This window comes from Serratia sp. PGPR-27, from assembly GCF_022678525.1.
GTDB lineage: Bacteria > Pseudomonadota > Gammaproteobacteria > Enterobacterales > Enterobacteriaceae > Serratia > Serratia nematodiphila.
Genome location: NZ_JALBYS010000027.1, coordinates 15,124 through 28,352, shown reverse-complemented (window position 1 = coordinate 28,352; position 13,229 = coordinate 15,124). Strand labels below are relative to the sequence as shown.

The 13,229-nt window shown below is 60.4% G+C and carries 12 protein-coding genes; 4 read left to right on the top strand and 8 right to left on the bottom strand.

Annotated elements, in window-relative coordinates:
* Nucleotides 1-7 precede the first annotated feature (7 nt).
* The 3 genes from agaV to agaR are packed head-to-tail and all read right to left on the bottom strand — an operon-like array spanning nt 8 to nt 2,566.
* Nucleotides 8-484 carry a PTS N-acetylgalactosamine transporter subunit IIB gene (agaV, locus tag MMS95_RS15685; protein ID WP_015378936.1) on the bottom strand — a complete coding sequence of 159 codons (477 nt, stop codon included), beginning with the start codon at nt 482-484 and terminating at the stop codon, nt 8-10.
* 1 nt (nt 485) lies between these two features.
* Entirely contained in the window at nt 486-1,769 is a 1,284-nt protein-coding gene (locus tag MMS95_RS15680; protein WP_075684855.1) for a D-tagatose-bisphosphate aldolase, class II, non-catalytic subunit, read from the bottom strand.
* 23 nt (nt 1,770-1,792) lie between these two features.
* A complete protein-coding gene (gene agaR / locus MMS95_RS15675) occupies nt 1,793-2,566 on the bottom strand; it encodes a transcriptional repressor AgaR (RefSeq protein WP_004931804.1) in 774 nt (257 codons plus the stop codon).
* Nucleotides 2,567-3,070: 504 nt separating this feature from the next.
* Between agaR and MMS95_RS15670 the strand changes: the two genes are divergently transcribed.
* Nucleotides 3,071-4,282 (top strand): MFS transporter, encoded by a 1,212-nt coding sequence (locus MMS95_RS15670; protein WP_099982439.1) that lies wholly within the window; start codon nt 3,071-3,073, stop codon nt 4,280-4,282.
* Here the strand turns inward: MMS95_RS15670 and MMS95_RS15665 are convergent.
* From MMS95_RS15665 to MMS95_RS15655, 3 genes are all read right to left on the bottom strand, one after another.
* Nucleotides 4,275-4,442 (bottom strand): hypothetical protein, encoded by a 168-nt coding sequence (locus MMS95_RS15665; protein ID WP_021505683.1) that lies wholly within the window; start codon nt 4,440-4,442, stop codon nt 4,275-4,277. The two genes, MMS95_RS15670 and MMS95_RS15665, sit on opposite strands and share 8 nt — an antisense overlap.
* 23 nt (nt 4,443-4,465) lie before the next feature.
* Nucleotides 4,466-4,579 carry a YmiA family putative membrane protein gene (locus MMS95_RS15660; RefSeq protein ID WP_049232362.1) on the bottom strand — a complete coding sequence of 38 codons (114 nt, stop codon included), beginning with the start codon at nt 4,577-4,579 and terminating at the stop codon, nt 4,466-4,468.
* A gap of 388 nt (nt 4,580-4,967) precedes the next feature.
* Nucleotides 4,968-6,620 carry a multidrug ABC transporter permease/ATP-binding protein gene (locus tag MMS95_RS15655; RefSeq protein WP_099982454.1) on the bottom strand — a complete coding sequence of 551 codons (1,653 nt, stop codon included), beginning with the start codon at nt 6,618-6,620 and terminating at the stop codon, nt 4,968-4,970.
* Nucleotides 6,621-6,797: 177 nt separating this feature from the next.
* Here MMS95_RS15655 and MMS95_RS15650 point away from each other — a divergent pair, with 177 nt between their 5' ends.
* From MMS95_RS15650 to lldD, 3 genes are all read left to right on the top strand, one after another.
* The gene (locus MMS95_RS15650; RefSeq protein ID WP_021505685.1) at nt 6,798-7,718 is read left to right on the top strand and encodes a LysR family transcriptional regulator; all 921 of its coding nucleotides are present in this window, start codon (nt 6,798-6,800) and stop codon (nt 7,716-7,718) included.
* Between the two features lie 323 nt (nt 7,719-8,041).
* Nucleotides 8,042-9,625, top strand: coding sequence for an L-lactate permease (locus MMS95_RS15645; RefSeq protein ID WP_242141920.1), 1,584 nt, complete (start codon nt 8,042-8,044; stop codon nt 9,623-9,625).
* 42 nt (nt 9,626-9,667) lie between these two features.
* The gene (lldD, locus tag MMS95_RS15640) at nt 9,668-10,807 is read left to right on the top strand and encodes an FMN-dependent L-lactate dehydrogenase LldD (RefSeq protein WP_033632193.1); all 1,140 of its coding nucleotides are present in this window, start codon (nt 9,668-9,670) and stop codon (nt 10,805-10,807) included.
* A gap of 1 nt (nt 10,808) precedes the next feature.
* On the opposite strand, the gene MMS95_RS15635 is transcribed toward lldD, so the two are convergent.
* Together MMS95_RS15635 and MMS95_RS15630 are read right to left on the bottom strand one after the other, a co-directional pair.
* The gene (locus MMS95_RS15635) at nt 10,809-11,618 is read right to left on the bottom strand and encodes a MoaF C-terminal domain-containing protein (RefSeq protein ID WP_015378943.1); all 810 of its coding nucleotides are present in this window, start codon (nt 11,616-11,618) and stop codon (nt 10,809-10,811) included.
* Nucleotides 11,619-11,654: 36 nt separating this feature from the next.
* Nucleotides 11,655-12,920 carry an MFS transporter gene (locus MMS95_RS15630; protein WP_015378944.1) on the bottom strand — a complete coding sequence of 422 codons (1,266 nt, stop codon included), beginning with the start codon at nt 12,918-12,920 and terminating at the stop codon, nt 11,655-11,657.
* Between the last annotated feature and the right edge of the window lie 309 nt (nt 12,921-13,229).

Genomic DNA, 13,229 nt, shown 5'->3' with positions numbered 1-13,229 from the left:
CCCTGGCTCAAAAGAGCAGTTTGCCGATCGACTCGCCCGCTTCATCCGGCACCCGGCGCACTTCGCACTCCACGCCCAGCTCCGCCAGCGCGCGGAACGCGGCCACGTCGCCGTCGTCCAGCGACACCGTTTTGTGCACCTGCCGCTTCCCCTCGGCGAAGTGCATATTGCCGACGTTGACGAAACGGATCGGCACCCCGCCGCGCACCAGCGTCAACACATCCTGCGGCGTTTTGCACACCAGAAAGATCTTCTGCCGATCCGCCGCCTTGTGGATCACGTCAATGGTTTTCTGCAGCGTGAAATAACGGGTCTGCACCCCTTCCGCCACCACCATGTCCATCAGGTTCTGCTGCACCGGATCGGCGGCGGCCTCGTCGTTGGCCACCACCACCAGGTTGGCGCCGAGGGTATTGGTCCAGGTCACGCCTACCTGGCCGTGCACCAGGCGATTGTCGATGCGGGTCATTAAAATGTTCGGCATATCAGCGGCCCTCCGGGTAACAGGCGGCGTGGTAATCGTCGAGCACCTGCGTCACTTTATGCAGCACCCACTCCTGCGGATCGGCGCTCAATTCGCCGGCGTTCAGCGCCCGCGCCTGATCCGGCAGGTACTGGCTGAGCAGCGCCAGCGGCGCCGGGCTGCGGCGCAGGTTGTCCAGCAAACCGTCGACCGCCTGCTGCACCTGCGGCTGCGGCCAGTAGTAACGCACCCGATCGCTCAGGCTGTAGTGGCGATCGAGGTACTGTTGGTGCGGCGTGCCGTGGTAATAGCGGCTCCACTGCTGCGGCTGCTCGCGCATCACCTGCTCCAGCGTGGCGCACAGCTGCGCCGACTGGCGTTCCCCCAGCCATTCGCGTTCGATGCGATCGAGGGCGAACAGCGCTTCGCGCAGCGCAAAGGTCAGCGCCGGCCCCACCTTCAGGATGGCGAAATGATCGCGCACCAGCTGGCGATAGGCCTGCGGCGGTTGGTAGTCCGTGGAGTGCGCTTCATAGATCATGCCCGGCTGCCGTTCGATGAAATGGCTCAGTGCGTCGGCGCGCTGCGGCTGGTAGTGCTCAACGCTGTGGTGATCGAACTCAACGCCCGGCTGCACCACCAGCGCAATAGTTCGCTGCCAGGCATCGTTCAGCTCAGCCTTTTGCCAGGCGATACGATGTGTTTCCAGCGTTTGCGCCACCGCCTGCGGCGTGGTGACCTGTAGACCCGCCAGCGCCTCCTGCGCGCCGCCCGGCACCGGCACTTCGGTGCCGATCACATAGACCGGCGCTTCGCCGCCGCTCTGCGCCCAGGCGCGTTCCGCTACCGCGCACAAACGCGCCGCCCGCTCGGCAACCGTGGCATCCCCCAGAGGCGAGGGATCATCGGCGCACGACATGGAACAATCGAGGTGAATTTTGCGAAATCCGGCGCGAACGTAATCGTCTATCAAGGTTTCCGCCAGCGCCATCGCTTCCTGAGCCGGGCGATCTTGCCAAGCGTTGGGCCCCAGATGATCGCCGCCCAGCCACACGCGCTCGCGCGCCAGGCCCACTTCATCCGCCAGACGCCACAGCGCATCGCGAAACTGGGCCGCCGTTTGGCCGGTATAGCCGCCGAACTGATTGACCTGATTGGACGTCGCCTCCACCAACACCGGCGTGCCACGCGCTTTGGCCTGCCGCAGCGCGGCCTTCAGAACCCAGGGATGGGCGGAACAGACGGAAAAGATCCCGACCGGCATACCGGCCTTGTGCTGCTCGACAAGCTGTAACAACTGCTGCATGAAGCCCCCATGCAGGCGCCGTGCTACCGATCGGCGATGATGACCTCAACGCCCAGCTCGGTTAACGCCCGCTCGTAATCGTCCGGAAGACGGCTGTCGGTGATCAGCCGATGGATTTGTCCGGCTTCGCGAATCATGCAAAAGCTTTTGCGACCGAATTTGCTGGCATCCGCCACCGCGATAATCTCGCGCGCCACCTCGCACATCACGCGATTGAGGTGCGCTTCACCGGGGTGAGGCGTGGTGATGCCGGCGCTCAGATCGAACCCGTCGACGCCCAAAAACAGTTTGTCGAAGCGGTACTGACGCAATTGCTGCTCGGCAGCCGGACCGTAGAGCGAGTAAGAGTTGCGGCGCACGCTGCCCCCCAGCACCATGACTTCCACCCCGTCGTTTCCCGAAAGCTCGTAGGCAATGTTCAGCGCATTGGTCATCACCACCAGATCGCGCCGCCCCTTCAGGAACGGCACGATCTGCGCGGTGGTTGAACCGGAATCGAGGATCAGCGCATCGCCGTCGCGCACATAGCCGGCCGCCGCGTTGGCGATCAGCGTTTTGACGTCGCGATTCAACCGCCCTTTGTCCCGCAGCGGCCGATCGAAAGCGAATTGCTGATTGAGCATCGCGCCGCCGTAAGCGCGCAGCGCACACCCTTTTCGTTCCAGAAAGCGCAGATCGTTGCGGATCGTCACCGTGGATACCGCAAACTGTTTGCTGAGCTGCTCCACGCGCACGCTGCCGTGCTCGCATAACAGATCGATAATGTGTTCACGTCGCTTTGCGGTATTCACTGGCATGAGCTGCGGTCCTCAGGTTTCCGGCATCGCCGGGGAGAAGATGGCTTTCGCTCTACTGCGCTGGCATTACAGCAAAGCGAAAGCAATGAAATTGTGATCGGGCTTACAGCCCCGTTTTAGCAAAAAAACCGCCAAAAAACCTTTCGAATCGAAACGGATCGAAAAACCTAAAAGCGGAAGGGGGGCAAAGTGAAATGCCATGACGGGCGATAACCCCCGGAGCGCTGAGGCGTGGGCTGCACGGAAAGCGAAAGCGGCGCATGGTGCGCCCCGCGCCATGACTTTTAGTTCACTCAGTGACCAGGATCACATAATGATAATTATCCTGCGGCCGGCGGGGATTAACCGCCACCATCCCGCCGGGCCATCCCCTTGTCAGTACGAGCCATCTTCCCTACACTTGCGATCAGATATCGGCCCCTTGTCGGTACGTAAGCGTTAACGTCAATCAACGCATCACGCCATGCAGCGCTGATTGACTGCATGCCCTGGTGCGAGGAACCCATGCCGCAACCCGCTTCATCCACCGCGACCCCGCGTCGCCGGTTACACCGCCCTATTCTGCTGATCGTCGGCATTATGCTGATCGCGGCCAATTTGCGCGCCGCCCTGACCAGCGTCGGCCCGCTGCTGGAGCAGATCCAGCAACAGCTGGCGTTGTCCGCCACCGCCGCCGGCCTGATCAATTCGCTGCCGCTGATCCTGTTCGCCATCCTCTCGCCATTGACCCCGACGCTGGCGAAACGCATCGGTATCGAGCGCACCCTGGGCCTCGCCCTCGCGCTGCTGATCTGCGGCATCGCCCTGCGCTCCCTGCCGCAAGACGCCATGCTATGGCCGGGCAGCATCCTGATCGGCGCCGCCATCGCCTTCGCCAACGTGGTGCTGCCGACGCTGGTGAAAAGAGATTTCCCACATCGCGCCGCCGCGATGATCGCCGCCTATGCGGCGGTGATGTCGCTGGTTGCCGCCATCGCTTCAGGTTTGGCCGTGCCACTGGCTTCGCTGGCCGACCTTGGCTGGCGGTTCTCCTTGTTATGCTGGGGCTTGCCTGCGCTGTTGGCGCTGCTGGTGTGGTTGCCGCAGCTGCGGCGCTCCGCCACACCCGCCACTAAAGAGCCGCAGCCGACGGAGCCGCAACGCTATCGCTCTCCCTGGGGCAGCGCGCTGGGTTGGCAAGTGGCGATGTTCATGGGGCTGCAATCGATCGCCTTCTACACCATCATCGGCTGGTTCAGCGCTTTTGCCGCCAGCCACGGCACCTCCGCTCAGCAGGCGGGTTTCGAACTGTTCGTTTACCAGGTGGTGGCGATCGTCGCCAACTTTGTCATGGTGGTGATTTTGCCGCGGGCGCGCGATCAGCGGGCGATCGCGTTGGGCAGCTCTCTGCTGATCTTCATCGGCGTCGGGGGATTATTGGTGCAACCCGCCAGTTCACTGGTGTGGCTGACGTTTGCCGGGTTGGGGGCGGGGAGTTCGCTGGTGCTGGCGCTGTCGTTCTTTGGATTGCGCAGTCAGCATCATCATCAGGCGACGCTGTTGTCGGGTATGGCGCAATCCGTCGGTTATCTGTTGGCGGCGCTGGGGCCCACCCTATTCGGCCTGCTGCACGATCTGACGGAAGGCTGGCGCTTGCCGTTGATCGCCCTGCTGGGCCTGACCGTCTTGCAAATGCTGTTCGGCGCGCTGGCCGGCCGCAGCCGCGTGATCAGCTAACACTGCGGCGCAATGGGGGCCGCACGGGCTCAGAGTCGGTGTCCTGCCATAAATCATCAATAAAGGCGCGCTGCTCATCGCTCAGCACCCATGACGGCGGAATTTTGGACTGTGCGCGACGCTCAGCGCCCTCACGGTTTTTAGCCTGCTTTTTGTTCACGAATCGCCTTCCTGCTTAACCTGCTAACTCAGTAACCAGTAAATCACGGCGGCGGTTAACAGCCAGAACAGCCCGCTACCGATAAACACACACAGCCATGCTCTACGTTTGATATCCGATCCATCCTTGCTCACCACAGCGCCCCCAACCAATAGATTAAACCACTCAAACAGCAATTATTGATCTGTTTTAACGATCGATAAAGTCGTTTTTTCCTATGGAAATTTAAAAAACAGCTGCTAGCCATAGACCTGCATCACCGCCTCAGTAAGAACGGCACCGTGGATATCACTGTTATCGGCAGGCGATAACTTGAATTGATAGGCGAACGAACGTGCAGTGTGCCATACCTTGAAAGGTCAAAATCAAACCACTGGTAAATAATTCAACCATCAATTATTTGACTGGTCATAAGCCAAATCGGCAACAGACAGCGCTGAAGGCGGGGGATAAAATGAAGCGACGCACTGGGATCATACGGTGAGAAGCACCGGCCCGCGTTGGTCTCGCTCGGGCCGGCGTGAGTTAACCGATTCTGCTGACGGAATCCCGGCTGGCGTGTTCACGCTCGCTGCCGGTCAGCTCACGTAAATGACCCGAGCGCATCTCAAGCAGCCGATCGGCATGTTCGAAATAGTGATCGTCATGGCTGATGGCAAACACCGTTTTGCCCAGCGCGCGCAGTTCTGGCAACAGCTCGCGATAGAAAATGCGCCGGAATTGCGGATCCTGATCCGCGGCCCATTCATCCAACAGCAAGATATCGCGCTGTTCCGCCACGGCCAGCAGCAAAGCCAGACGCTTGCGCTGCCCCTGCGACAGTTGCGGGTTAGTCACCCTGGCGCCGTCGAACTGCAGCTTGCTTTTCATATTCAACCGCTCGATCCAGCCGGCGACCAGTTCCGCATCGGGTTCGCCGCCTTCCGGCCCTTGCAAACGATCGAACTGATGAAAATCAGTGAAAATCGCCGAAAACAGCCGACGATAGTCCGGCATATCCGCCGCGGTCTGCGCGACGCCATCCAGAACGATGTGCCCGCTCACCGGCCGGTACAACCCGGTCAACAGCATCGCCAGCGTTGACTTGCCGCTGCCGTTGCCGCCGATCAAAAAGATCAGCTCGCCACGCCGCAGCGTCAGATTAAGCGGCCCGACGGCAAAACCGGGCTGTTGCTCCGTATCGGCATAGTGAAAAACCACGTCGCGCAGCTCCAGCGTCTGCCAGGAACGGCCGGCGGCGGCAGGGAACGCCGGTTGGTACTCGGCCAGGCGCAGCGTCTTCAGCTTGTTGAAAGCGACTTCGGCGCTGACCAGCGTCGGAAACGCCCCGACCGCCTGCAGTAATGGCGTGCGCAAGAACAGCAGCGTCAGAGAATACGTGGCGGCCACCGCCGAGTTCGCCCATCCCAGGCTGTTAGCCATAAAGAACACCAGTCCGATCGCCCCCAACATCATGATATTTGACCAGTTGAGCGCACTCAAATGGAAGGTATCGGCGCGAATGATATGGTGGCGGTAAGCTTGCGCATCGGGTTGATAGGTCTGTTCGTACAGCGCCTGCGCTCGCTTGCGGTTTAACGTCAGTTCCTTGCGACCGTCAATCACCGATTCGTAATGATGATAGAGGCGCTCTTCCGACTCGCGCAAACTGGCCATATGGCGATAAACCCGCGAGACCAGGCAACCGCTGCCCACCACGGTGACGGCGACCCACACCGCCGTCACCGCCAGCATTTTCGGTGATAGCCACCCCAGATAGGCCGCCGACCCCAGAGTTAAAATCACCCCTTGCACCAGTTCGGGCAAGCGCACGAAGGCGACGGTGATATTGCGGACATCGCTGGAGAGACTGGCCAACAATGAGGCGCTGCCTAACTGTTCAAGGCGTTCAATATCGGTATCCAGGATGCGCTTCACTAACTGCCCGCGCAGGCGGTAGACGAAGTAATGGCCCAATGTCGTCAGCGCCAATTGCGATCCCAGCGTGACCGCCATCAGCAATGCCAGCAGAGCGAGAAACATCGGCAGCACAGCCAATGCATCGCCGCCGGCGTCCATCAGGTATTGATTGATAAACGCAATGATACCGATGCCCAAGCCAGCGCTGGTCATGGTCAATGCCATAACCGCCAGAAATGGCCAACGATACTGGTGATAAACCACCCGTAGCAGTTCCATGAAAAACCTCTGAAGTCGCGATCTGGCAGGCATTGTAAGCGGCGTGAGAATGAGATCAAGACGAATTCTCATTGCTCGCGCAGCCTCTGAATTCGACGCCAAGGGCATTTTGATGATTGCTTATTGAAACGAGAGACTTACACTGGCGCCACTTGCCGCTGAAGGGAACAGCCGATTATGCTCGCCACTCACGAATACGCCAACGACCTGATTCTGTTTGCCCTGATTGTCGACTGCGGCTCGTTCAGCAAGGCCGCGGAGAGCGCCGGCATCACCAGCTCGGTGGTCAGCAAACGCATCGGGCGGCTGGAAAAATCGCTGGGTGCCCGCCTGCTGTACCGCACCACCCGCAGCCTGACGCTGACCGAAAGCGGCCAGGCGCTCTACCAGCAGGCCAAAGAGATCGGCGCCAAAGTGCAGGAGGCGCTGTACGCCGTCAGCGAAAAGAGCGAAGAGTTGACCGGCACCATCCGTATGTCGGTGCCGACCATTTCGGGCGAGCTGTTGCTGAGCGAAAGCGTGGCGGAATTTTGCGCCCTGCATCCCAGCCTGAAGGTCGAAATGCGGCTGGAAAACCGCTTCGTCGATCTGGTGGAAGAAGGCATCGATCTGGCGATCCGGACCGGCACCATGCCGGATTCCAGCCTGATTGCCCGGCCGATCTTCGATTCCCGCTGGGTGATCGTCTGCTCGCCGGGCTACCTGGAAAGCCACCCGGAACCGCGCAGCGCCGACGATCTGCTGAGCCACAACTGCCTGACCTACACCTACCAGGAGAGCGGCACCGCCAACTGGCTGATGAAGCGGCCGGGGCGCAACGACATCTACGAGCTGCAGGTTAACGGCAACCTGTCGGCCAATAATGCGCGGGCGATCCGCAAAGCGGTGATCGGCGGCCACGGCATCGCCATGGTGCCGCGCTGCATGGTGTATGAAGATTTGCAGGACGGTAAACTGATGGAGATCCTGGCCGGCCACTGCGGCAAAGTGCTGGGCATTTACGCCGTTTATCCTTACACCCGCAATCTGCCGTTAAAAACCCGTCTGCTGATCGAACATATCATCGGTTCCTACCAAAATATCAGCCATTATTTTTGAGTTCCCTGCTCTGATTATTTCCCTGCGGCCGTAAAAAGACGCGGGGATTACCGCATTTTTGGACATGAACTATTGAACATTACCGCTTAATTAATGTGAGCTCACGCATTCATCACACAAAATTACTTCCTATCAAACTGATTTTAAAGCAGTTAATTTAACGCCTCCTGCCAGCCAGTTTCCCACCGCCGGCGCCGTTCGCCGATGTTAAAAAATTACCGCATGGCATCGTCGCCAACGTTGTGATTAGAATGAAAATGTTGCGGTAATTAACCTTTCAGCTACATATCTCTGCCCATAAAAATAATAACCCTGAGGATCTTATGCCCCTGCTTTTCAGTATTGCGCCCATCGTCCTGCTGATTTGGATGATGACCAAAAGGAATGGCGTGCCCTCTTACCTCGCCCTGCCGCTGACGGCCGCCGTGGTGTATGCCGTACAGCTCCTGTGGTTCGATGCCTCGCTGCGGCTGCTGCATGCCAATATCATCACCGCGCTGGTGTCGACGCTGACGCCGATCACCATCATTGCCGGCGCCATCCTGCTCAACAAACTGATGCAGGTAAGCGGCGCGGAAAACGTGGTGCGCCGCTGGCTGGAAACCATCAGCCCCAATCCCGTGGCCCAACTGATGATTATCGGCTGGGCGTTCGCCTTTATGATCGAGGGCGCCAGCGGCTTCGGCACCCCGGCCGCCATCGCCGCGCCGATTCTGGTCGGGCTGGGCTTCAACCCGCTGCGCGTCGCCCTGCTGACGCTGGTGATGAACTCGGTACCGGTCTCCTTCGGCGCCGTGGGCACCCCTACCTGGTTCGGCTTTGCCAATCTCGGCCTGTCGGACGCAAGCCTGCTGGAGATCGGTCGGCAAACCGCGCTGATCCACTTCGTCGCCGGCTTCGTCATTCCTCTGCTGGCGCTGCGCTTTATCGTTTCCTGGCGGGATATCCGCCGCAACCTGCCGTTTATCCTGCTCAGCGTGCTGAGCTGCACTGTGCCCTATCTGTTGCTGGCCCAGGTGAACTATGAGTTCCCGGCGCTGGTCGGCGGTGCAATCGGCCTGGCGCTCTCGGTGCTGCTGGCGCGCGGCGGCATCGGCCTCGCCCGCGGCGACAAACCGCAGAGCGCCGGGCAGGCGGTGCCGTTCATGCAGGTGGTCAAGGCCATGACCCCGACCCTGCTGCTGATTGCTATTCTGATAGTGACGCGCGTCCACCAGCTGGGCCTCAAGGCGCTGCTCAACAACACCGCGCTGCTGTGGCGGGAAAACCTCGGCTGGCTCGGAGAGCTGCGCATCAGCCGGGCGCTGATCGTCGAACTGCAGCAGGTGCTGGGCACCTCCGCCGCCGCCGGCTACAAAACGCTGTATGTCCCGGCGCTGATCCCGTTCCTGTTGGTGGTGCTGCTGTGCATTCCGTTGTTCCGGCTGAATGGCGGCCAGGTGCGGCAAATGTTCAGCGAAACCGGCGGGCGCATCGCGCGGCCCTTTATTGCGCTGTTCGGCGCGCTGGTGATGGTCAACCTGATGATGCAGGGCGGCGACAACGCGCCGGTGATCCTGATCGGTAAAGCGCTGGCGGCGCTGACCGGCGGCAGCTGGCTGCTGTTCTCGTCGTTCCTCGGCGCGCTGGGCTCGTTCTTCTCCGGCTCCAATACCGTTTCGAACCTGACGTTCGGCGGCATTCAGCAGTCGATCGCCCAGAGCAGCGGTCTTGACGTCAACCTGACGCTGGCCTTGCAGTCCGTCGGCGGCGCCATGGGCAACATGGTGTGCCTGAACAACATTATCGCGGTCTGTTCGATCCTCGGGATCGGCAACGCCGAAGGCAAAATCATCAGAAAGACCGTACTGCCGATGCTGGCGTACGGCGGGATTGCGGCCGGTATGGCGGCGATCCTCACGCTCTGACCGACAACTCGTTATCGCAAGCAAGACAAGAAGGTAAACACTATGATCATCTCCGCGTCAACCGACTACCGGGCCGCCGCCCAGGCCAAACTGCCGCCGTTTCTGTTTCACTATATCGACGGCGGGGCCTACGCGGAGCATACGCTGAAGCGCAATACCGCAGACCTGGCCGATATCGCCTTGCGCCAGCGCGTGCTGCGCAATATGTCCGAACTCAGCCTGGAGACCACGCTGTTCGGTGAGCAGCTGGCGATGCCGGTGGCGCTGGGGCCGGTGGGGCTGACCGGCATGTACGCCCGCCGCGGCGAAGTGCAGGCCGCGCGCGCCGCGGCCAAAAAAGGTATTCCGTTCACGCTGTCCACCGTGTCTGTCTGCCCGATCGAAGAGGTGGCGCCGGCGATCGATCGGCCGATGTGGTTCCAGCTCTACGTGCTGAAAGATCGCGGCTTTATGCGCAACGCGCTGGAGCGCGCCAAGGCCGCCGGCGTGAAAACGCTGGTGTTCACCGTCGACATGCCGGTGCCGGGCGCCCGTTATCGCGACGCCCATTCGGGGATGAGTGGCCCTAACGCCGCCCTGCGCCGCGTGCTGCAGGCGTTTACCCATCCGCAGTGGGCCTGGGATGTCGGCCTGTTCGGCAAGCCGCACGATCTGGGCAACGTCTCAGCCTACCGCGGCAAACCGACCAGCCTGGAAGACTACATCGGCTGGCTGGGCGCCAACTTCGATCCGTCTATTTCCTGGAAAGATCTGGAGTGGATCCGCGAATTCTGGGACGGCCCGATGATCATCAAAGGCATTCTTGATCCGGAAGACGCCAAAGACGCGGTGCGCTTCGGCGCCGACGGCATCATCGTCTCCAACCACGGCGGCCGCCAGCTGGACGGCGTGCTGTCGACCGCGCGCGCCATGCCGGCGATCGCCGACGCGGTGAAAGGCGACATCACTCTGCTGGCCGACTCCGGCATCCGCAGCGGCCTGGACGTGGTGCGCATGATCGCGCTGGGCGCCGACAGCGTGCTGCTGGGGCGCGCCTTCGTCTATGCACTGGCGGCGGCCGGCGAAGCCGGGGTGGCTAACTTGCTGGATCTGATCGACAAAGAGATGCGCGTCGCCATGACACTCACCGGCGCGAAAACCATTGCGGAGATCAACGCCGGATCGCTGGTCAGAAACGCCTGACTCACAGCGGCTGCACGCCCTCCGGGTAGGCGTTGTAGCTCATCTTGCTGATGAACGCCCCAGCCGGTGACACCAGAACCCGGCCGGCGGCGTCCAACCCGAGGAAGGTGCCGGTGCAGCGCCCGGAGATAAAGTCGAAGAAGAACACCGAGCACACCGGGATAATCTTTTCCCGGAAGGTGAACAGGAACATCTCGTCCTCAAACTTGTAGTAAGTGGCGTAATCCATGTCGCCGTGCCCGAACTGCTCGCCGCGCAGGTTTTGCCAGGCATAACGCTCGGTGTTGACGTAGAAGTGCTCGTAGTAATGGTTGGGGCTGTAAACGTTCAGCGTGCGGTAACCGATCAGCTCGCGGGTCAGATGCGGCGCGATGCCGCCCGGCGTAACGCCGGCAATCAGCCCAACGTGGAAGCTTTGCTTGAGGCGGGATCCCTTTTCCACCGTTTGTTCGGGCAACAGCGTGCTGCGCACCAGCAGCGCCCGGCCGCTGTCGCGGTTGAGCACCAGCGTCAGGCATTCGTTGCCCGGCGACTGCAACGGAATGTTGAAGAAATAGCGCGCGGCGGAGGTTTGCACCTCTTCGTAAGCGTCCTCACCGCTCTCCCCTCCCCAGGCCCACAGCACCCGCTGCCGATCGGCGCTGAAACGCAGCGTGATTTCCCCGCCGTCTTCAAAGGCGATCTGCAGCGTTTTGCCGCGCCAGTCCTGGGTGCCCGGCAGCCGGTTGGTGTCGATGCCGCGCGCGAAATCGTCGTAATTCTTCCAGTCCGGCTCGGCATTTTGATTCAGTACGGATGGTTCTGCTGACATCTTCGCTCTCCTTGATTGAATGGGATGAAAACCGCCTCAGACGTCGGCGATGCCCGCCGGTTTCACCGCTCGGCGGTTAACCACGGCAGGGGCGGTTTCATCGAGAAAACAACTCAGTACGCCGGCGCACACGGCGCCGGCGGCCGCCAGCCACATCACGCTGACCAGCCCGTAGCGATCGGCGATCAGCCCGGCGATAAACGGCGCCAGGCAGCCGCCAATCACCTCGCCAATTCCCATCACCAGCCCCAACGCGGTAGCGATGCGCGCCGGCGACACCGTTTCAGACGGGATGGTGGCCATAAACAGCGTGAAACAGCCAAGGCCGGTATAAGACAGGAACACCAGCACGCCCAGCAGCCACGGGTTATCGACGTAGCTCAGAAACAGCGGGCAGCACACCGCCAGCAGCGAAAAGAAGATCAGCGTCGGCTTGCGGCCGAAGCGATCGGAAATCGCCGGCACCGCCACGCCCCAGAACACCCAGGCGGCGCCGATGGCGCTCATGATGCCGCCCATCGTGCCTTCGCCGAAGCCGCGGTCGGTCACCAAAAAGTTGGGGGTGAAGGTAATGATGATCATGAACCAGGTGACGAACACACAGGAGATCAGAATGCACAGCGCCACGTTCTTGATTTTGAACAGCTCGCCGTAAGCACCTTTGTTCGCCGTCTTGTCGGCCGCCGGCACTGCGCTGAAAGCGGGATCCTTCTTGCCGTTCACATAGCGATAGATCAGCCACGCCAGAATGATGCCCGGCACGGCGGTCAGGTGAAACGCCATGCTCCAGCCCCACTTCTGCGCCAGATAGATGATCAGCGGCGGCGCGATAATACCGCCCAACAATCCCGGCGCCGCGCCCTGGATCAATCCCATGTTGAAACCGCGGCGCTGCGGCTGCGATTTTTCCACCATCAACGACTGTGCGATCGGCAATACCGGCCCTTCGGCGATCCCCATCAACGCCCGGAAGATCAATAGCATGGCAAAGCCGCTGACCAACCCCGACAGCGCGGAGAACAGCGAAAACACCAGGATCGACAGGATCAGCATCGGTTTACGGATATTAAAACGATCGGCTATCGCCCCCAGCCCGGCGCCAGACAGCGCCCAGGTTAACGCCAGCACCGCCGACAGGGTGCCGAGATGCACGTTGCTGAGCTTGAGGTCGGCGGCAATCATCGGAAACAGAAACGAGATGGTCAGACGGTCGACAAACACGCAGCCGAAAACGAAAAATAAAATAATCAGCAACCGGTTCTCTTCACTTAATGCGCTGCGAGGCTCTGGCGATGTATTCATAGCGTCATTTGTCCATAAGTTAACTTATGAATGGCGACCCGCCATGGCATAAGTGTGTTAAGCGCTCGGCCAAGAGAAAAATTGGCCCTCCGTCACGACAACAACTCATTAACATGTTAATGACATAAAATTATCGCAAGCCGGCGGTCTGTCAACCGGCGCTTTCTTAGAGACGAATGAAGTTTTTGTTCGGTACTATTTTAAAATCGCATTATCACAAAAAGATATTTTACCCTTCTGTTTTTACAGCCAATAAAATAATAACGGGTATTTTTCTTCGGTTAAAAACGCCTATTTTCACGCCATTTG